The sequence below is a fragment of the Cupriavidus sp. C1SS-2L genome, from assembly GCF_057073735.1.
The window spans coordinates 3421924-3442000 of sequence record NZ_CP172708.1; the positions used below are offsets into that span (position 1 = coordinate 3421924).

Genomic DNA, 20077 nt, shown 5'->3' on the forward strand with positions numbered 1-20077 from the left:
AAGCGCGTCTCTGTCGTGGAGACCGCTTCAGCCCCGCGGCGCCTGCAAGGTATCCGACGGCAGTTCGCCGAACGCCTTGCGGTACTCGCGCGAGAACAGGCTCAGGTGCGTGAAGCCATGGCGCAACGCAATGGCGCTGACCATCCCTTTTTCCTGCGGTACGCGCTGCAAGTCCGCACGGGCCGCCTGCAGGCGCAACAGCCGCAGATATTCCATGGGCGTCGTGTTCTTGCTCTTGCGGAACCCGAGCTGCAGCGTGCGCGCCGAAACACCGCAATGCGCTGCCACCTGCTCCAGCGTGAGCGGCTGATCCAGGTGCGTGCGGAGATACGCGATCGCGCAGCGGACATTGCCCGGCAACGCCGGCGCAAAGCGACTCGGCAACATGCCACCGTCTGCGGCGAAGCGGTCGAGCAGCAGCGTGGACAGCACGATGCGTTCGATGCTTGCATCCATCGCGGGCGCGCCGGTGCCTTCGCGCCGCACGCGCGTTTCTGCGCGCAGGTATGCCACCAGGGCCTGCCAGCGCTCGGCGCGGCCATCATCTGCGACCGGCTGCATGTCGAACTCGATCGGCGTTGGCGGATCGAAGCCGAACTGCAGGCGGAACGCTTCCTCGATCAGCTGCCGGCGGATCACCACACTGAAGCGCTCGCAATCGCGGTCGAGCGACAGGCTCGCCGGCACCGTGGGCGAAAACACGAACGTCGCGCCCGGCGGCATCTCAACCGTGCCGTGCGGCGCATGCACGCGGCAGCGTCCCGCAAGCAGCGTCTGGATCACGAACTCGTCCTTGCCCTGCTGCGGCTCGATATCCACGGCCTGGTTGTAGCCGATGGTCACCAGCGTCAGGCGGCCAATCGCACAGGTATCGATGCGCGCGTCGAGCGCAGCGTCATCCTCGGCCGCGCGCAGCCGCGTGGGCCCGAACACACGGCCGGACAGCGACTGGATGCGTTGCGCATCACTAGCTCGGCCGGGGCTGTTCGATGCAGCGGGAAAGGCTCGATTGGCTGGAATGGCTGGAATGGCTGGCATGCGGGAAGCGGGTGCAGGCAAGGAAAGCTGCGTGGAAGCGTCGTGTCCATCCTAGGGTCCGTACCCGATCACCGCAAGCCAAGGGAAACCCCTGATGCCGCTTTCACGTGCGATTGCGGACGGATGCCATCGCCTTCGCAATTGCGCTATAAGCGCGCGGCGCACGCCGCTATCTTCCATGCATGCACCGGCGGCCAGCCGCAGCCGGCACGGTGCGCGTCCCCCAACGACAGCGGCAGGAGACACCACCATGACAACTGCCGTGCACCCCGTCGATCAGATATTGCCCGCGCGCGCCATGGCGTCGCTGGGCTTCCAGCACATGCTGGTGAGCTACCTCGGAGCAATCGCCGTACCGATGATTGTAGCGAGCGCGCTGAAGATGACCCCTGCGCAGACGACCATGCTGATCAGCACGGCGCTGTTCACATCCGGCATCGCCACATTGCTCCAGACCGTGGGCTTCTGGAAATTCGGAGTACGGCTGCCGCTGATGCAAGGCGTGGCATTCAGCTCAGTCGCGCCGGTGATCGCGATCGGCAGCGACCCGTCGCTGGGCTTCAATGGCGTGTGCGGCGCCATCATCGGCGCAGGCGTGATCACGATGCTGCTCGCGCCCGTGATCGGGCGGCTCAAGCGCTTTTTTCCGCCGGTGGTCAGCGGCTGCACCATCACCGCGGTGGGGCTGTCGCTGTTCCCTGTGTCGTTTCACTGGTTTGGCGGTGGGAGGGGTGCGCCGGATTTTGGCAGCCCCGTCTTTTTCGCGGTCGGCTTCGGTGTGGTGGCGCTGATCCTGCTCATCAACCGCCACCGCAGCGAACTGGTGCGCAACCTGGCGGTGATGATCGGCCTGCTTGTCGGCGGCGCCGTGGCGTGGATGCTCGGCATGGGCAACTTCGATGAAGTGTCGCGCGCGCCGTGGTTCACGATGGTCACGCCATTTGCATTCGGCATGCCCGTTTTCGATATTGGCGCCATCACGACGATGGTGATCGTGATGGTTGTGCAGATGGTGGAATCGATGGGCCTGTTCGTGGCTGTCAGCGAGATCGTCAAGCGCCCTATCACCGAACAGGACGCCACGCGCGGACTACGCGCCAACGGGCTTGCCAGTGCCATCGGCGGCATGTTCGCGGCGTTTCCGTATATCGCCTTCATGGAGAACGTGGGGCTCGTGATCGTCACCGGCGTGCGCAGCCGCTGGGTGGTTGCGACCTGCGGCGTGATGCTGTGCGCGGTGGCGCTGGTGCCGAAGATTGGCGCGCTGTTCGCGTCGATCCCGCCTGCGGCACTCGGCGGCGCGGCGATGGTGATGTTCGGCGTGGTTGTAGCGGCCGGCATCAAGACGCTGGGCCGAGTCGAATACGACCGCAATCCGGCCAACCTGTCGGTGGTTGCCATCACGCTCGCCTGCGCCATGATGCCCGTGATGCTGCCGTCCATGCTCGATAAGCTGCCCGGCTTCCTGCAGCCGTTCGTGCACAGCAGCGTGATCATCGCGTGCGTGGTCTCCGTACTGCTGAACCTGCTGCTCAATGGCGTGCCCGCGCGTGACGAGAGCGAGCACCCGATCCATACCGACAACATCCAGGAGGTCTGAACATGGTGTCCACCGCTGCCGCCCCGACGGGCAATCTGCTGATCCGCAACGCCGCCGCCGTGATGACAGGGCGCGCCGGCGAGCCCGCGCGCGCGCGGGCTGCCGATATCCGCGTGCAAGCGGGCCGCATTGCGGAGATCGGCGCTGCCCTGCCCCGTCACGAAGGCGAAGACGTGATCGACGCCACCGGCTGCGTGATCTACCCGGGCTGGGTCAACACGCATCACCATCTGTTCCAGAACCTGCTGAAGGCCGTGCCCGGCGGCATGAACGCCGACCTGCAGCAATGGCTGGCCGCGGTGCCCTATCCGCGCCTCGCGCGCTTCACGCCCGAGATCTTCCGCACGGCGGTGCGCCTCGGCATGGCCGAACTGCTGCTGTCTGGCACGACAACATGCGCGGATCATCATTACCTGTACCACCACGGCCATGGTGCAGAAACCGGCGATGTGCTGTTCCAGGTCGCCGAAGAACTCGGCATGCGCCTCGTGCTATGCCGTGGCGGAGCAATCCAGTCCGCCGCCGATCACCCTGGCATGGCTGCTGCCGCGCTGGTGCCCGAGACGCTGGACGAGATGCTCGCCGACATCGAACGCCTGAAGGCGCGCTACCACGACGCCTCCGCCGACGGCCTGCGCCGCGTGGTAGTCGCGCCGACCACACCGACGTTCTCGCTGCCGCCAGTGCTGCTGCGCGAACTGTCGGCCTTCGGCCGCGGCATGGACCTGCGCCTGCACTCGCACCTGTCCGAGACCGATAACTATGTGCGCTTTTGCCGCGAGAGATACCAGTGCTCGCCGGTGCAGTTCGTGGCCGACCATGATTGGCTGGGGCCCGATGTGTGGTTCGCGCATCTGGTCGCGGTCACCTCCGAGGAGATCCGGATGCTCGCGGTCACCAACACCGGCATGGCGCACTGCCCGGTCAGCAATGCGCGGCTCGGCAGCGGTATCGCACCCGTTCGCAAGATGGCCGATGCGGGCGTGCCGATATCGCTGGGCGTCGATGGTGTGGCGTCCAACGAGTCCGGCAGCATGGTGCATGAAGCGAACTTCGCGTGGCTGGTGCACCGGGCGGCGGGCGGCGCCGCGCAGACGCGCGTGGAGGAAGTGATCCACTGGGGCACGGCGGGTGGCGCGCGCGTATTGGGGTTGCCCGGCACTGGGATGCTTGCGCCGGGACAGTCAGCGGATCTTGCGATCTACGATGTGAGCGGCCTGCGCTTCCACGGCTTCCACGACATCGCCACCGCACCGGTAGCGGCCGGCGAACCGACGCCTGTGCGGCACGTCTTGGTACGCGGCAGGCAGGTTGTCCGCGATGGCGAGGTTGTCGGGCTAGACCTCGGCAGACTGCGCGAGGACGCGCGGCGCGCGCTGGCAGCGCTGTTGGACTGAGTGGCAAACGCCCGCTGCGTGGCCGTTCGACGGGACACGCAGCGAGCGCGTACGGCTATCGCGACAACACCCAGGTTGCCAGCGTCTTCAGGTCAGCATCGTCGAGCTGCGGGAACGCCGGCATTGGCACCTGTCCCCACTTGCCGCTGCCGCCGCTGCGGATGCTCTGCATCAGCTTGCCGGTGGCGTCGGCATTGCCCGCATACTTGGCCGCCACGTCATGGAACGCGGGGCCGACCACCTTCTTGTCGACGGCATGGCACGCGCTGCACTGGTTAGCACCGAGCAGCGTGTCCACCGAGCGTGGCGCGCCAGCAGCCGCCGCCGTGGCAGGTGCCGCGGTGGCTGCCGCGGCGACCGGCGTAGCACTGCCGCGCTCGGCGCCGTAGGTCTTGACCAGGTAGTCGACGATCAGCGGGATGTCTTCGTCGCGCAGCGGCGCGCCGAACGGCTTCTTCATCTTCTTGACGGTCGCGTCCCAGTAGGCGCGCGGCGACGTCTGCGGCTGGGTCTCGACGTACTGGGCCGAATGGCACGTCATGCAGTTCTGCTGCACTAGCCGGTAGCCGGGCAGATCGCTCGGGCGATAGGCCGCGGTTTCGGCGGGCAGGGTAACTTCCAGCGCCATGGCCGGAAGGGCACAGGCCGCGAACACAGCGGCGATCAGGGGCTTCATATTCATCGTGTCGCCCTCCCTTAGACTGCGGTAACGCGCGTGGACTCGACCACGTTGCGCATATAGCCGGGCGGATTCCACAGCGCCTCCATCGGCTGGCTCTGGCCGGCGCGGTTCACGGCACGCACGCGCAAGTCGAGATTGCCGCGGCGCGGCGGGCGCAGCACCGCCGTCCATTCGCGGAACGAGTAGCGGCCCAGGTCCTGCCCAAGCTTTGCCGATTGCCAGGAACGGCCGCCATCCGCCGAGAAACCGACTTCGCCAATCCCGTAGCCGCCGTCGAAGGCGATGCCACGCACCACCGTCTCGCGGCCGGTCGGCACCTTGGCGCCATCCGTCAGGCTGGTGATGAACGAACGCACGTTGAAGCGTCCGATGGGCGTGGTGGCCGAGGGCGCCGTGCCGGGCGCCACGCAGGCACACGGGTTCGCCGGAATGCGGTAGGCAGAGGCCATCCAGAAGCCGTCGAAGACCTTGTCCACAACCTGGATGTCCGACAGGTGCTTGACCCAATACGTGCCGTAGTGCCCAGGCACCACGAGCCGCAGCGGATAGCCGTTGAGCATCGGCAGGTCGGCGCCGTTCATTGCCCAGGCCAGCATCACCTCGCCGTCGAGCGCGTGGTCGATGTTCAGCGCCTTGACGAAGTCCGGGCCGCCTTCGAGCGGCGGCTTGTCCATGCCGTTGAATGTCACCTGCACGGCGCCCGGCTGGACGCCGGCCTTTTCCAGCACCTTCCTGAGCGGCACGCCGGTCCAGCGCGCATTCCCCATCGCACCATTGCCCAGCTGGCCACCGTTGACGCGCGGGTCAAAGAAGCCGCGGCTGTTGCCCGAGCACTGGTTCACGGCCACGATCTCGACCGGATCCGCGAGCGTCTTCAAATCCGCCAGCGACAGTTCCAGTGGCGCCTTCACATGGCCGCCGACGCGCAGGCGATAGGTCTGCGGGTCGATCGACGTCGGAATCCCGCTCCAGTGGTAGCGCACGAAGAACGCGTCATTCGGCGTGAGCACACCTTCGTTGAACACGCTGAACGGCGTCTCGAGTTGTGGCGGACGGCTGGTCAGCAGGATCAGCGGGCGCTTCTGCGGGAAAGCGACCAGTTCGCGCTCGCCGTTGGCGAACGGCATGGTGACCTTGGCCGGCGTGGCGGCGAACGCGTCGAACGCGGTGGCGCCGAGCGTGGCCTGGGCCATCAGGGCGCCGGCGCCTTGAAGGAATTTGCGTCGGCCACCGGTGTGTCGCCGATGGGGATTGTCAGGCGCATTCATGGTCTTCTCCTCTTGTTCTGGATCTGGAGTCCGCGGCAGGGACGTAACCGCCGGATTGTCGCTATCACAAGGTTTAGCGTACAACTCGATATTCCGGTAAGGGTTATCGGCGGAATCGAATTCCCGGGCGCAGAACGGTCATTGCCTCATGTGACGGCTACAATGCGCCCTACCCTCGTGCCACGACAGCACCCATGCCAAACCCGAACCGGGCCTACCTGCTCGGCCCGCTGCTGAAGGGAGTTTCCCGTTCGTTCTACCTGACGCTGCGCATCCTGCCAGCGGGCATGCGCGATCCTGTCGGGCTCGCCTACCTGATTGCGCGTGCGGCGGACACCATTGCGGATACCTCGCTGATCTCCCCTGCCGTACGCCTCGATCTGCTGCTGTCGCTGCGTCGGTGCGTCAATGGCAGCGACGATCCGGCTCAGCTTGCGGATCGACTGGCACGGGAAGTCGCTGGGCATCAGACGCAAGCGAAAGAGAGCGCGCTGCTGGAGTCGATCCGCCCCGCGTTCGACGTGCTGGCGCAGCTCGACGACGCCGACCGCACCGCCGTGCGCGGCATCGTCACCACGCTGACCGAGGGCATGGAATTCGACCTGCGCACTTTTCCGGATGAGCGCTCAGGACAGCTTGGCGCATTGCCCGACCTGTCCGACCTGGACCGCTACACCTACCTCGTCGCTGGCTGCGTGGGCGAGTTCTGGACGGCGATGACCTATGCGCACCAGCCCGGCGTGCTCAAGGAGGATTCGACCGTCATGCATCGCCGGGGCATCCGCTTCGGCAAGGCCTTGCAAATGGTCAACGTGCTGCGCGACTGCGCCAATGATCTGCGCATCGGACGCTGTTACCTGCCGACGGATGTGCTCGGCCGCCACGGTGCCCAACCGCGCGACCTGCTGCAACCCGCGAACTCGCAACGCATGCGGCCGGTGCTGTTCGAACTCGTGCGCCTCGCGCTGGACCACTTCCGGGAAGCCATGGCCTACACGCTCGCAATCCCGCGTACGGCCGTGCGCTTGCGGCTGGCCTGCCTGTGGCCGATCCTGATCGGCCTCGAAACCTTGCGGCAGCTCGTGCGGAACGAAGTTTGGCTTGACCCCGCACAGGTCTCGAAGATCGATCGCAAGACGGTCTATCGCATCCTGGGTCGCAGCACGTTGCAGGTCATGTCCGATCGGTCGCTGCGCCGCTGGATGGAGGGCGAGATCGCGCGGATTGAGCGGGTGCTGTCGCCATAGCGACGCGCGCCGGCCAGCTGCCGTCTCCGATCTGCTCGCTGACGATTTCCGTCAGCAGTTCATGCACCGCCGAGGCCGCCACGGACAGTGGCATGGTGGCCGAGCGGCACAGGAAGACCGGCCGCGACATGGCGGGCTCCGCAATGCGCGAGGCCGACAACAGACCCTTGCGCAGCTCCGCGCAGACCGAAGCGTAGGACAGCACCGTGCAGCCGACGCCGGCCGCGGCCAGCGCGATCAGTTCGGGAATCGCATTCACTTCCGCCAGTACGTGGAGGTCGATCTCGTTCGCGCGCAGGTGGCTGTCGATCAGCGCGCGCAGGCCATGCTCGCCGGCGGGCAGAATCATGGGGTAATCGCTCAGCTCGCGCAGGCGGATCGCGTTGGCCGGCAGGACGTCGCGCCGTCTCGCCCCGGCAAACCGGCCGGGCTCCGCCACGATCACAAGGTCTTCATCGACAAGGTGATCGAACTGGAGGCCGGGGTCGGCATTTGCCTGGAAGGTCAGGCCGATATCGATATGGCCCGTCAGCAAATGGTTCGGGATGTAACCGGTGCTCAGCTCGATCACCTGCAGGCGCACCTTGGGCCAGCGCCGGATGGTCTCCCGCACCAGCGGCACGGTCAGGATCTTGGCCATGGACTGCGGCAGGCCAATGGCGACGCGGCCTTCCGGGTCCGTGACGAGGTCCCTGACGTCTTCGCACGCCAGGTCGACCCGCTTCAGGATATCCCGCGCGTGGTGCTCGAAACGTTGGCCGGCGGCCGTGACCGACACGCCCCGGTGGCTGCGCGTGAACAAGGCCACGCCGAGTGTGTCTTCAAGCTGGCGGATCTGCAAGCTCAGCGCCGGCTGGGCGATATGCAGCGTTTCCGCCGCGCGCGAGATCGATCCCGCCGCCGCCACGGCGAGAAAGCCGCGCAATCCCCGCACGTCCACCGGTATTCCCATGGCTGTCTCCTGACCCTAGTGTGTGCCCGCTGGCTATAAGGATTCATGATACCAGGCATCCAAAATATATCTTGGACATATAGCCCAGCGCCCCGGATAGTGACACCCACCTGCCCCGCGCAACGCACGCGGAATCCGGCGTACACCTTCCTTGGAGACAACATGAGCATCGGTCGCCGCACCTTTCTTGCTGGCACAGGCGCCGCGCTGTTCGCGCGGCCCCTGCTCGCCAATTCACCATGGCCCACGCGGCCGGTCAAACTAGTCGTGCCATTCGCTGCAGGTGGTCCCGGCGACTTCGTCGCGCGCCAGATCGCCATGCCGTTGTCGCAGAAACTCGGCCAGCCGGTCGTCGTAGAAAACAAGCCCGGCGCTGGCGGCAACCTGGGCACGCAGAGCGTGCTCGACGCCAGCCCCGATGGCTACACGATCCTGCTCAACACGGTCGGCATGCATGCGGTCAATCCACTGATGTTTCCGGACCTGCGCTTCCAGCCGCAGCGCGACCTGCTGGCGCTGGGCGTGGTGGCGACCGTGCCGAACGTGCTGGTGGTCCATCCGACCAAGCTTGGCGTCAACACCGTGGCGGATCTCGTCCGGCTTGGCCGGCAGAAGCCCGACAACCTCAGCTATGCCACCTGCGGCGCGGGCAGCTCGCCGCATATCTATGACGCGCTGCTGCTCAAGGCTGCGAAGTTCTCGGCAGTCACCATTCCCTACAAGGGCAGCGCGCCGGCCAGCAGCGATGTGATGGCGGGCAACGTCGATTTCCTGTTCGACAGCATGACCACGAGCGTTGGTCAGATCCAGGGCGGCAAGCTCAAGGCGCTGGCGATTACGTCGGCGGCGCGTTCGCCGCTGCTGCCCGACGTGCCGACGCTGGCTGAAGCGGGATATCCGGCGGTCGCCCTCAAATTCTGGCTTTCGCTGCAAATCTCCGCGCGCACGCCGCCGGCCATTGTCGGTTTGCTGCGCGAAGCCGTGGCCGAATCCGCGCGCAATGCCGCGTACGGCAACGCGCTGGTCGCGCGCGGCGCGGAGCCGTTCCATCTCGCGCCGGGCGAGGTGCAGGACTTCGTCAACCGGGACGCAGCACGCTGGACCGCGCTGGCGCGGTCGATCGACATCAAGCCTGAATAAGGCAGGCGGGCCCAACCCGCCCAGAGACATTCAACGGATAGACACATGATTGCATTGCAGGGAATTCGGGTGCTCGACCTGAGCAAGGTACTTGCGGGCCCGCTGTGCGGCCAGTATCTGGGGGAGCTTGGCGCCGAAGTCATCAAGGTCGAGCCGGTCGGTAGTGGCGACGACACGCGCGCGTGGCTGCCGCAGGACCAGGGCCAGTCGGCGACCTTCCTGGCCGTCAACCACAACAAGCGCAGCATCGCGGTCGACCTCAAGACGGCAGAGGGCCGGAAGATCGTCCACGCGCTGGCGGCCAAGTCCGATGTCGTCCTGCAAGGATTTGGCAGCGGGGCGGCCGCTCGGCTCGGCGTTGACTACGACACCCTTTCGGCCCTGAACCCCGCGCTGATCTACTGCGAGATCTCCGGCTACGGCCGTACCGGCCCGCTCGGACAGGAACCCGGTTACGACGTCATGCTGCAAGCGTTCAGCGGCATGGTCAGCACCATGGGCGAACCCGGCGGCAGGCTCGCTCGCGCAAGCTTTTCCCCCGTCGATCTCGGCACCGGCATGCATGCGTTCAGCGGCGTCCTGGCCGCGTTGATCGAACGCCAGAAGACCGGCCGCGGCATGCAACTCGAGGTCTCGCTGCTCGACACCGCGATGGGATTCATGGGCTACCTCGCACAGAACTACTGGTGCAGCGGCAAGGTGCCGCGCCCCATGGGTACCGCGCATCCCGCCATGGCGCCTTACCAGGTGTTCGAGGCTTCGGATGGGCCGGTCATGATCGGCATCGGCAACGACGCACAGTGGCGGCGCTTCTGCCCCGTCGCTGCCCTGCAGGCCTATGTCGACGATCCACGCTTCGCCACCAATGCCGACCGTGTCGCGCACTTCGACGAGGTCGTCGCCCTGGTACAGGCGCGCATTGCCACCCAGCCCGTCGCATTCTGGCTGGACGCGCTGCGCAACGCCGGTGTCGCCTGCGCGCCGATCCACACACTCGACCAGGCGCTCGCGCATCCGCAACTGGCCGCGCGCGGGCTAATCGTCGAGTCCAAGCACCCGGTGCTGGGCAAGGTGAGGAACATGGGCCTGCCCATCCGCTTCCAGGGGGAAGACCGGATCGCGCACCGGGCGCCGCCATTGCTGGGCGAGCATACCGGGGAGTTACTGCGCCAGGCCGGCTATGACAACGATGCTATCGCCGCGTTGCATGCGAGCGGCGTGGTGGCAACCACGGGCCACACGGAATCCAACACGCCGACGCAACAGCGCGCCGCGGCATGACCATGCGAGACAACATGAGCACCGTTACCTATGAAGTCCGCGACCGCGTCGCGGAAATCCTGCTGGACAGCCCGCCCGTCAACGCCCTGAACGAAGGCATGATCGATGCGCTGCTGGACGCCCTGCACCGTGCGGCGAAGGACGATGCCGTACGCGCGGTCATCCTCGGCAGCGCCGTGCCACGGCGCTTTTGCGCGGGCCTGCAACTCGACGCGCTGCACGGTGCATCGCCACAGCGCGCGTACCAGTTGGTCGACAAGCTTTACAGCGGCTTGAACGAAGCGCAGTTCCGGCTGGGCAAGCCATCGATTGCGGCAGTGGGCGGCACGGCGCGCGGCGGCGGCATGACGCTGGCGATTCACTGCGACATGATCGTCGCCGCCGATACCGCAACCTTCGGCTATCCGGAGATCGACGTCGGCGTCACGCCCGCGATCCATTACACGCACCTGCCCCGCATCATCGGCCGCCATCGCGCATTCGATCTGCTGTTCACGGGCCGCTCGTTCGGCGCCGATGAAGCCATGTCGCTCGGGCTGGTCAATCGCATCGTCCCCGAAGCCGACGTCATGTGCGAAGCGCGTGCCCTCGCGCAGACGTTCTGCGACAAGTCCCCGGTCGTGATGCGGATGGGACGCACGGCATTCCTGCGCGCCAATGACAGCGACTACCGCCGCGGCATCGCTACGGCAGTGGAATCGTTCGGCAATGTCTTTGCCACCGACGATGCCAGGGAAGGCATATCCGCATTTGTGGAGAAGCGCAAGCCGTACTGGCAGGCGTGAACACCGTCCGGGCGTCAGCGGTTATGGCCTCACGCCCTGCTTGTTCCGCGGCGCCGAATCGGCCGCAAAAACGACAAGGGGTTACAAGCCAAATGGCGTGTAACCCCTCGATGATCTGGTGCCGGCTGCAGGACTCGAACCCGCCACCTGATGATTACAAATCAACTGCTCTACCTGATGAGCTAAGCCGGCATATCTGATGCAGACCGCGATTCTACTGCATCACGGTCCGCTTTGGTAAGTCACCCGTGACTTACTTCACCACCTTTAGCGACGGCTTCTTGCCGCCGATACGCGGCACAGGGGGCGGCGTATCGTCATCGTCCGGTGCGCCCGGTTCGGGGCTCACGGCCGTTTCGGATTCCACGGGCGCCAGCTTGGGCGGCGGGTTGTTCTCGCGCTCGGTTGCGGCCTGCGTTTCCGGCACGCTGCGCTCGACCGGGAATGCCATGCCCTGGCCGTTTTCGCGCGCATAGATCGCAAGTACGTTTTCCACGGGCACGTCGATCTTGCGCGAGACGCCGCCGAAGCGCGCGCTGAACGTGATCCACTCGTTGCCCATGTCTAGGCCGCTGGTGGCGTCGAAGCTCACGTTGAGCACGATCTCGTTGTTCTTGACGAACTCGCGCGGCACGTTGGTGTTGGCGTCGACAAAGACGGCGACGTAAGGCGTGAAGCCATTGTCCGTGCACCACTCGTAAATGGCGCGGATCAGATAGGGCTTGGTGGAGGTTTCAGGCATGGTGCTTCTTCATGGCGCCGGTGGTTGGCCCGATGCAAGCATCGGGCCCGCCATGCTTAACGGCGCATTACCTTTTCCGACGGCGTCAGCGCCTCGATGTAGGCCGGACGGCTGAAGATGCGCTCGGCGTACTTGAGCAGCGGCGCGGCGTTCTTCGACAGTTCGATACCGTAATGGTCCAGGCGCCACAGCAGCGGGGCGATGGCCACGTCGAGCATCGAGAACTCTTCCCCAAGCATGTACTTGTTCTTGACGAAGATCGGCGCGAGCTGCGTCAGGCGGTCGCGAATCGCGGCGCGGGCGCGCTCGTGGTTCTTTTCGGCGGCCTTGCCCTTTTCGTTCTCGAGCACGTACACGTGCGTGAACAGTTCCTTTTCAAAGTTGAACAGGAACAGGCGGGCGCGGGCGCGCTGCACCGGGTCAGCCGGCATCAGCTGCGGGTGCGGGAAGCGCTCGTCGATGTACTCGTTGATGATGTTCGACTCATACAGGATGAGGTCGCGCTCTACCAGGATAGGCACCTGGCCGTAGGGGTTCATCACCGAAATATCTTCGGGCTTGTTGAACAGGTCGACGTCGCGGATCTCGAAGTCCATGCCCTTTTCGAACAGGACGAGGCGGCAACGTTGGGAAAACGGGCAAGTCGTACCCGAATACAACACCATCATGGTTGGATTCCTTGGGCTTAGCCGATGCTGGGTCGGACGGTAAGGTCTGACATTCTGCCAAATCCGGGCATCGAAAAGCAAATAAGTTGAATATAATCCACTTTTTGAGCACCACCTTGGCCGACTCTCATAGAAAAAGGGCCAGAGCGGTGCTGCAACAGCAACTTCCGCTCTGGCCCTTCTTTGCTGCCGGGCCGGCCTGAGGCGTTACTTCACGTCCTTCCAGAAGGCGGCGTTCAGGCGCCATGCAAAGACAGTGAACATGCCCAGGAACAGCAGCACCCAGACGCCGAGGCGTTTGCGGTGGTTCTGCGCCGGCTCGGCCATCCAGTCCAGGAAGCCAACGAGATCGGCGGTGGCCTGGTCATACTCGACCTTGCTCATCTTGCCCGGGCTCAGCTGCTCGAAGCCGGCAAACTTGTGGACCTTCTCGCCGTGCACTTCCGCTTCGGCGAACTTGGCGGCACGCTGGCCCTGCAGTTCCCACAGCACGTGCGGCATGCCGACGCTCGGGAAAACCAGGTTGTTCCAGCCGGTGGCGCGGCTATCGTCGCGGTAGAAGGTACGCAGGTAGGTGTAGAGCCAGTCGTCGCCGCGCGCGCGCGCGATTACGGACAGGTCGGGCGGCTGCGCGCCGAAGAAGGCCTTGGCTTCCTTCGGCTGCATGGCGATGGTCATGGTCTCGCCAACCTTGTCTGCCGAGAACAGCAGGTTCTCGCGGATCTGGTCATCGGTCAGGCCGATGTCCTTGAGCCGGTTGTAGCGCATCATCGATGCGCTGTGGCAGTTCAGGCAGTAGTTGACGAACAGCTTGGCGCCTCGCTGCAGCGACGACAGGTCGGCGGTGTTCACCGGCGCGGGCTCCAGGGGATAGCCCCCTTCGCTGGCCATGACGGGCGCGGCGGCAAAGCAGGCGCCTGCCAGCGCAATGATGGAAAGCAGCTTTTTCATCGTGTGTCCTTGTCCTCTTGTCGGGGTTCGCGCGTTCGCTCAGTGCGGATGGAACGTGACGCGCTCCGGCACCGGCTTGAACTCGCCGGCGCGGCTCCACAGCGGCATGGTCAGGAAGAAGGCGAAGTACAGCAGCGTGCCGAGCTGCGACACCTTCTCACCCACCGGCGACGGCGGTTGCACGCCGAGGTAGCCGAGGACCAGGAACACCACCACGAAGACGATCAGGATCGTCTTGTGGAAAGCGGGACGATAGCGGATGGACTTGACCGGCGAGCAGTCGAGCCACGGCATGAAGAACAGCACGACCACCGAGCCGCCCATCACCAGCACGCCCCAGAACTTGGCGTCGATGAAGTAGAAGCCGACTGCGAGGATCACGGCAATGGCGACCGACGCAGCCTTGATGCGCGCGTCCTTGCTGCGCACGAACAACATGCCCAGCACCAGTGCGAAGAACACCCACAGGATCGGCAGGAAGTTCGACGTGGTCGCACGCAGCATCGAGTAGAACGGCGTGAAGTACCACACCGGCGCGATGTGCGGCGGAGTCTTGAGCGGATCAGCCGGGAAGAAGTTGTTCGCTTCCAGGAAATAGCCGCCCACTTCCGGGAAGAAGAAGATCACGGCCGAGAAGATCACCAGGAAGCCGGCCACACCGAGCGTGTCGTGGACCGAGTAGTACGGGTGGAACGGAATGCCGTCCAGCGGGATGCCATTCTCGTCCTTCTTCGCCTTGATCTCGACGCCGTCCGGGTTGTTGGAGCCTACTTCGTGCAGCGCGATGATGTGTGCAACGACCAGCGCCAGCAGCACCAGCGGCACCGCGATCACGTGGAACGAGAAGAAGCGGTTCAGCGTGGCATCGCTCACGACGTAGTCGCCGCGGATGAACAGCGACAGGTCCTGGCCGATCACGGGGATGGCCGAGAACAGGTTCACGATCACCTGCGCGCCCCAGTACGACATCTGGCCCCATGGCAGCAGATAGCCCATGAACGCTTCGGCCATCAGGCACAGAAAGATCAGGCAACCGAAGATCCAGACCAGCTCACGCGGCTTGCGGTACGAACCGTACAGCAGTCCGCGGAACATGTGCAGGTACACCACGACGAAGAACGCCGAGGCGCCGGTCGAATGCATGTAGCGCACCAGCCAGCCCCACGGGACTTCGCGCATGATGTATTCCACGCTGGCGAAAGCCACGGGAATACCGGCGGAGTTGAGCGTGCCGTCCGGCTTGTAGTTCATCACCAGGAAGATACCGGTGACGATCTGGATCACCAGCACCAGCAGTGCGAGCGAGCCGAAGAAGTACCAGAAGTTGAAGTTCTTCGGCGCGTAATACTTGGAGAGATGGTCTTCCCAAAGCTGTGTGGCGGGGAAGCGGGCGTCGATCCAGCCCAGCAGACCGGTTGTCTTGACTTGCTTTTCGGCCGCCATGATCAAGCTTCTCCTTTTTCGTCCTTGCCGATCACGATCTTGGTGTCGGTCAGGAACTGGTACGGGGGAACATCGAGATTCTGCGGCGCCGGCTTGTTCTTGAACACGCGGCCAGCCAGGTCGAAGGTGGAGCCGTGGCAGGGGCAGAGAAAACCGGGGTCGGTGCCGAGCTGAGGATTGGAGCCAGCGGCGAAGGGACCCGACGGCGAGCAGCCAAGGTGGGAGCAGATGCCCACGACGACCAGGAGGTCCTTGTGTTCCGCGCGGGAGCGGGTTTCGTTCTTGCAGTAATCCGGCGTTTGCATCGTAAACGGAACGTCGGATTTGGGATCAGCGACTTCGCCGTCGGTCTTCTTGAGCGAGGCCAGCATCTCGTCGGTCCGGCGCAGGATCCAGACCGGTTTGCCGCGCCACTCAACGGTCATCATTTCGCCGGGCTTGAGGGCGCCGATATCGGCTTCCACTGGCGCTCCGGCTGCCTTGGCTTTCTCGGATGGTGCAAAGGTACTGACGAAAGGAACCGCTACCGCTACGCCTCCGACGCCGCCAGCGACGGATGTCGCGATCAACCAATTGCGGCGACCTTTATCCACGCTCTTCACGTCTTGCTGGTCACTCATTCCAAACCCCAGGGGAAGTCAATTTAGATTTTGCGTCAACCATAAATTGTACATGAGGCACCTCGGCACGAGATAGGCGAAAAACCCAATGGGAATGTACGATTATCGGTCGCACAAGCCCGATAGCCGCATGCAAGCTTGCGTTCCGCGCATTGATGCGGCAGGCTTCTGAGCTTGAAACGTTCATTGCTTGCAACAATAAGGAGAATGCCCCATGAGCATGATGTCGGAGTTCAAGACCTTTGCAATGCGCGGCAACGTGATCGACCTTGCGGTCGGCGTAATCATTGGCGCGGCATTTGGAAAAATCGTCGATTCGGTGGTCAATGACCTGATCATGCCGGTCATCGGGCGTATCGTCGGCAAGCTGGATTTCTCGAATATGTTTGTTACCTTGGCCGAACCGCCTCCCGGTACGCCCATGACGCTTGACGCGCTGAAAAAAGCTGGTGTGCCCGTGTTTGCTTACGGGAATTTTCTGACTATCGTTGTCAACTTCGTGATTTTGGCCTTCATCATTTTCCTGATGGTGCGGGCATTCAATAAGATGCGTGCGGAAGAGCCGGCCCCGGCAGAGCCACCGCCGCCGCCGGAGGATATCGTCCTGCTGCGTGAAATCCGCGACAGCCTGAAAACCCGCCAGCCCTGAACCGGCAAAACGTCGGAAGCAGGATTCTGACAAGACAACGGCCCCGATGGGGGCCGTTTTTTTTGACATGCGTCAAACAGGATTGGGAATATCGATGAAGGTATGCTGCAGGCCGAAGCGCTGCGCCACATGCTCGCCAAGCGAGCGAATGCCGTAGCGCTCGGTCGCATGATGCCCGGCCGCGAGATAAGCCACGCCGCTTTCGCGCGCAAGGTGCGTGGTCTGCTCGGAGACCTCGCCACTCAGATAGGCGTCGACGCCGGCTGCGACGGCAGCATCGAAATATCCCTGGGCGCCGCCGGTGCACCACCCGACCGTGCGGATCATCTGGCAGGGGTCGCCGATAGCGAGCGGCTCGCGCCCGAGCACGCCACCGACGTGCGCGGCGAGCGCCTGCAGCGGCATCGGCGCAGGCAGCGTGCCAGTCCAACCGAGCTGGTCGTCGCTGAAGCGCCCGGTTGGCGCAAAGCCAAGCTGCAGTGCGAGCTGCGCGTTGTTGCCGAACTCGGGATGATTGTCGAGCGGCAGGTGATAGGCGAACAGGTTCATATCGGCACCCAGCAACCGCTTGAGGCGCGCATGCTTCTGGCCGACCACGCGCGCGTCCTCGTTCTTCCAGAAATAGCCATGATGCACGAGGATGGCCTGGGCACCGGCCTCGATGGCGGCCTCGACCAAAGCCAGACTGGCCGTCACCCCGGTCACGACGTGTGTGACCTCGGCGTTGCCTTGCACTTGGAGGCCATTGGGACAATAGTCCTTGTAGCGGGAAACTTCCAACAGGTCGTTCAAGTACAATTCCAGCTCTTTAGTCTTCATTTCTTGCTCAAACTCCAATATGTTGCGGCGCTTTTGGCTGTTCTTTGCCCAGGCTGTCACGGTCGTGCTGGCAGTCTGGTTCGTCGTGGCCACGCTCAAGCCAGAGTGGCTGCAGAGGGGCCGCGTCGCGGTGCAGTCGGGGTCGCCTATCGTGGCGCTGAAGGAAGTCGTGCCCAACGTGGCCGGCGCTGCCGCGCAAGCGTCTTACAGCGAAGCTGCGCGGCAAGCCATGCCTGCCGTAGTGAATATCTTTACCAGCAAGAACGGCTCCCGACGCTCGCCCCATCCGCAGGCTGAGGACCCGTGGTTCCGCTTCTTCTTCGGCGACCGGCTGCCTGAGCGCCAGGAACCGGTGTCCAGCCTGGGCTCCGGCGTCATCGTCAGTGCCGAGGGTTACATTCTAACCAACCACCATGTGGTGGACGGCGCCGATGAAATCGAGGTCGCGCTGACCGATGGCCGCAAGGCCAACGCCAAGGTGGTGGGCTCGGACCCTGAAACTGATCTGGCGGTTCTGAAGATTTCGCTGAAGGAACTGCCTGCGATCACACTTGGCCGGCTGGAAAACGTCAAGGTGGGCGACGTGGTGCTGGCGATCGGCAATCCGTTCGGCGTCGGCCAGACCGTGACGATGGGGATCGTCTCCGCACTGGGCCGCAGCCATCTGGGGATCAACACGTTTGAGAACTTTATCCAGACGGACGCGGCCATCAACCCGGGCAACTCCGGCGGAGCGCTGGTGGATGCGCAGGGCAATCTGCTCGGCATCAACACGGCGATCTACTCGCGGTCGGGCGGCTCGCTCGGCATCGGCTTCGCGATTCCGGTCTCGACGGCCAAGCAGGTGATGGAATCGATCATCTCGACGGGCAGCGTGACGCGCGGCTGGATCGGCGTGGAACCGCAGGACATGACGCCCGAAATCGCGGAATCGTTCGGACTCGACGCCAAGCAAGGCGCGCTGATCGCGGCCGTGGTGCAAGGCGGCCCGGCTGACAAGGCAGGCGTGAAGCCGGGCGACGTGCTGGCTTCCGTCGATGGGCAGCCCATTACCGATACCACCGCACTGCTCAATGCTATTGCCCAGCTCAAGCCCGGCGTGGATATCAAGATGAAGGTGATTCGCCGCGGCAAGCCTGCCGAGCTGACGGTGACGATTGGCAAACGGCCCCCGCCTCCGCGGCGTTCGCTGCCGTTCGATGATGAAGAACAGTAGGTCCATCTGGTTCCTGATTGCACAACCGAAAAGCCCCGCCCAGCATGGCGGGGTTTTTTGTTGTCCTTCTCCAGCTGCCCTACTCCTGAACAATTAGGTTCGGGAATTGTCGGTATCGACAGCGCTTCGCGTAGGCATCCCGACAAGCCAGGAAGATATTTTTAGCCTGCACCCTACACGCCGCGAACTGGGGATTCGTGCAGGCACCGGCGCTGCGGCACCAGAGCAACCTTGATAGCCGTTGCGGACAGGAACGATGCGCAGCTGATGCTCGGCACATGCAAAAACGTTCTGCTCTCGCACACCATGCAGATGCGCGTGGCTGAAGACAAGACAAAACGCCGGCACCCTTTCGGATGCCGGCGTTTTTTCAAGCCAATCTACTGCGGGCTCAGGCCCGCTTCAGATTAGAACTTGTGGCGGATACCAACGGTAGCGCCGAACTGGCTGTCGCCCTTGCCGGTCGAGTCGACGTTGGTCTTGCCGAAGCCGCTAACACCCAGATTCGAGTTGTCGCGGTTGTAGGCGTAGGCCAGGCTCAGGTAAGCGTCGGTGCGCTTCGACAGTGCGTAGTCAGCCGTAGCAACGAACAGCCACGGATCAGCCTTGGCACCACGGAAGTCTTGGTAGTAAGCCGCGCCGGTCAGCGAGAATGCCGGCGTGATTTGGTAGCCAGCGCCCAGCCAGTACAGGTTCGACGACGCCTTCGCGCCGCTGATTGCCTGGAGGCTCGTGTTGGCCAGGAACGGGATCGTGCCCAGATCAACACCCTTGGCCCAACGGTAGCCAGCGAACAGCTTGGCCGGACCGAAGGCGTACGTACCAGCCAGCGAAGCGCGGCGCACGGTTGCGTCCGGGTTGGCGGTGAAGCCCAGGTTGGTTTCGTCATAGACGGCACCAACTGCGAACGGGCCAGCAGCGTAGGTCAGACCCAGGCTGTATTCGCGACCGATCTTCCACGTGCCCGGGACTTCACCCTGGTTGCCCTGGAAAACGCCAGTGGCGCCGCCGGTGTTCGAGCCAAAGCTATACAGAGCGTTGGCGGTCAGGCCACCGAACGTACCGATGTACTTGATCGAGTTGTCAGCACGGCCAGCGAAGGCGCCGTCCTGAGCGGTGATCGAGTAGTTCGAAGCAATGGCCATCGGGTCGAACTGCAGACCGAAGTCATAGAACGGAGTTTGGTGACGACCCAGGGTCAGCTGACCGTACTGGCTGCCCAGACCGACGTAAGCCTGGCGACCGAACAGACGGCTGTCATTGCCCATCTTGCCATCGTCAACGGTGAAACCGCTTTCCAGGACGAACAGACCCTTCAGGCCACCGCCCAGGTCTTCCACGCCACGCAGGCCCCAACGGCTGCCCGACTGGCCGCCCGAGATCATGCGGGTCACGCTGTGACCAGAGCCCACACCCTGCGACACGTTGGCCGGCTGGTTGTTCTGATATTCGATACCAGCGTCAACCACACCGTACAGGGTCACGCTCGACTGGGCATACGCGCCGCCAGCGGCCAGAGCGGCGACGGCAGCAGCAAACAGTTTCATCTTCATATCGACACTTTCCTTGTCAACTGATT

Annotated in this window: 19 protein-coding genes and 1 tRNA gene; 8 read left to right on the plus strand and 12 right to left on the minus strand. The window is 64.1% G+C overall.

The features are described 5' to 3' along the window. Positions 1 to 27: 27 nt before the first annotated feature. On the minus strand, positions 28 to 1038 hold the full coding sequence (locus ACIGJG_RS15810) for a helix-turn-helix transcriptional regulator (protein ID WP_483672530.1): 1011 nt from the start codon (positions 1036 to 1038) through the stop codon (positions 28 to 30). A gap of 250 nt (positions 1039 to 1288) precedes the next feature. On the opposite strand from ACIGJG_RS15810, the gene ACIGJG_RS15815 reads away from it, so the two are divergent. Continuing rightward, positions 1289 to 2638: a nucleobase:cation symporter-2 family protein gene (locus tag ACIGJG_RS15815; protein ID WP_011299224.1), complete on the plus strand. Its 1350-nt coding sequence runs from the start codon at positions 1289 to 1291 to the stop codon at positions 2636 to 2638. Positions 2639 to 2640: 2 nt separating this feature from the next. Beyond that, positions 2641 to 4035, plus strand: a complete 1395-nt coding sequence (locus ACIGJG_RS15820; RefSeq protein WP_140950676.1) for an amidohydrolase family protein — start codon at positions 2641 to 2643, stop codon at positions 4033 to 4035. Positions 4036 to 4090: 55 nt separating this feature from the next. On the opposite strand, the gene sorB is transcribed toward ACIGJG_RS15820, so the two are convergent. Both sorB and sorA read right to left on the minus strand, forming a co-directional pair. Continuing rightward, positions 4091 to 4717, minus strand: coding sequence for a SorB family sulfite dehydrogenase c-type cytochrome subunit (gene sorB / locus ACIGJG_RS15825; protein WP_011299226.1), 627 nt, complete (start codon positions 4715 to 4717; stop codon positions 4091 to 4093). A gap of 14 nt (positions 4718 to 4731) precedes the next feature. Further along, positions 4732 to 5985, minus strand: a complete 1254-nt coding sequence (gene sorA, locus ACIGJG_RS15830; RefSeq protein ID WP_011299227.1) for a SorA family sulfite dehydrogenase catalytic subunit — start codon at positions 5983 to 5985, stop codon at positions 4732 to 4734. Positions 5986 to 6179: 194 nt separating this feature from the next. On the opposite strand from sorA, the gene ACIGJG_RS15835 reads away from it, so the two are divergent. After that, positions 6180 to 7232, plus strand: a complete 1053-nt coding sequence (locus ACIGJG_RS15835; RefSeq protein WP_011299228.1) for a phytoene/squalene synthase family protein — start codon at positions 6180 to 6182, stop codon at positions 7230 to 7232. On the opposite strand, the gene ACIGJG_RS15840 is transcribed toward ACIGJG_RS15835, so the two are convergent. Further along, a complete protein-coding gene (locus ACIGJG_RS15840; protein WP_011299229.1) occupies positions 7159 to 8184 on the minus strand; it encodes a LysR family transcriptional regulator in 1026 nt (341 codons plus the stop codon). The genes ACIGJG_RS15835 and ACIGJG_RS15840 overlap by 74 nt on opposite strands. Before the next feature lie 162 nt (positions 8185 to 8346). Between ACIGJG_RS15840 and ACIGJG_RS15845 the strand changes: the two genes are divergently transcribed. The 3 genes from ACIGJG_RS15845 to ACIGJG_RS15855 are packed head-to-tail and all read left to right on the plus strand — an operon-like array spanning position 8347 to position 11390. After that, on the plus strand, positions 8347 to 9324 hold the full coding sequence (locus ACIGJG_RS15845) for a Bug family tripartite tricarboxylate transporter substrate binding protein (protein ID WP_483672531.1): 978 nt from the start codon (positions 8347 to 8349) through the stop codon (positions 9322 to 9324). Between the two features lie 45 nt (positions 9325 to 9369). Next, positions 9370 to 10605, plus strand: coding sequence for a CaiB/BaiF CoA transferase family protein (locus ACIGJG_RS15850; protein ID WP_140950680.1), 1236 nt, complete (start codon positions 9370 to 9372; stop codon positions 10603 to 10605). A 14-nt stretch (positions 10606 to 10619) separates the two neighbouring features. Continuing rightward, a complete protein-coding gene (locus tag ACIGJG_RS15855; RefSeq protein ID WP_041680075.1) occupies positions 10620 to 11390 on the plus strand; it encodes an enoyl-CoA hydratase/isomerase family protein in 771 nt (256 codons plus the stop codon). A 116-nt stretch (positions 11391 to 11506) separates the two neighbouring features. On the opposite strand, the gene ACIGJG_RS15860 is transcribed toward ACIGJG_RS15855, so the two are convergent. The 6 genes from ACIGJG_RS15860 to petA form a co-directional block, all read right to left on the minus strand. Next, positions 11507 to 11582: transfer RNA gene (locus tag ACIGJG_RS15860), tRNA-Thr, on the minus strand. A gap of 61 nt (positions 11583 to 11643) precedes the next feature. Beyond that, positions 11644 to 12132 (minus strand): ClpXP protease specificity-enhancing factor, encoded by a 489-nt coding sequence (locus ACIGJG_RS15865; protein WP_140950681.1) that lies wholly within the window; start codon positions 12130 to 12132, stop codon positions 11644 to 11646. Positions 12133 to 12188: 56 nt separating this feature from the next. Beyond that, the gene (locus tag ACIGJG_RS15870) at positions 12189 to 12800 is read right to left on the minus strand and encodes a glutathione S-transferase N-terminal domain-containing protein (RefSeq protein ID WP_008643086.1); all 612 of its coding nucleotides are present in this window, start codon (positions 12798 to 12800) and stop codon (positions 12189 to 12191) included. Between the two features lie 207 nt (positions 12801 to 13007). Further along, positions 13008 to 13751 carry a cytochrome c1 gene (locus ACIGJG_RS15875; protein WP_011299234.1) on the minus strand — a complete coding sequence of 248 codons (744 nt, stop codon included), beginning with the start codon at positions 13749 to 13751 and terminating at the stop codon, positions 13008 to 13010. 39 nt (positions 13752 to 13790) lie between these two features. Beyond that, entirely contained in the window at positions 13791 to 15194 is a 1404-nt protein-coding gene (locus ACIGJG_RS15880) for a cytochrome b (RefSeq protein ID WP_140952681.1), read from the minus strand. 2 nt (positions 15195 to 15196) lie between these two features. Next, positions 15197 to 15814: a ubiquinol-cytochrome c reductase iron-sulfur subunit gene (gene petA, locus ACIGJG_RS15885; protein WP_011299236.1), complete on the minus strand. Its 618-nt coding sequence runs from the start codon at positions 15812 to 15814 to the stop codon at positions 15197 to 15199. A gap of 214 nt (positions 15815 to 16028) precedes the next feature. Here petA and mscL point away from each other — a divergent pair, with 214 nt between their 5' ends. After that, positions 16029 to 16463: a large conductance mechanosensitive channel protein MscL gene (mscL, locus tag ACIGJG_RS15890; RefSeq protein ID WP_011299237.1), complete on the plus strand. Its 435-nt coding sequence runs from the start codon at positions 16029 to 16031 to the stop codon at positions 16461 to 16463. 72 nt (positions 16464 to 16535) lie between these two features. On the opposite strand, the gene ACIGJG_RS15895 is transcribed toward mscL, so the two are convergent. Next, positions 16536 to 17282, minus strand: coding sequence for a Nif3-like dinuclear metal center hexameric protein (locus tag ACIGJG_RS15895; RefSeq protein ID WP_011299238.1), 747 nt, complete (start codon positions 17280 to 17282; stop codon positions 16536 to 16538). Between the two features lie 19 nt (positions 17283 to 17301). Between ACIGJG_RS15895 and ACIGJG_RS15900 the strand changes: the two genes are divergently transcribed. Continuing rightward, positions 17302 to 18498: a Do family serine endopeptidase gene (locus tag ACIGJG_RS15900; RefSeq protein WP_011299239.1), complete on the plus strand. Its 1197-nt coding sequence runs from the start codon at positions 17302 to 17304 to the stop codon at positions 18496 to 18498. 407 nt (positions 18499 to 18905) lie between these two features. Here ACIGJG_RS15900 and ACIGJG_RS15905 read toward each other — a convergent pair whose 3' ends face one another. Next, complete coding sequence (locus tag ACIGJG_RS15905; RefSeq protein WP_041679723.1) at positions 18906 to 20051, minus strand: porin; 1146 nt, start codon at positions 20049 to 20051, stop codon at positions 18906 to 18908. Positions 20052 to 20077 lie beyond the last annotated feature (26 nt).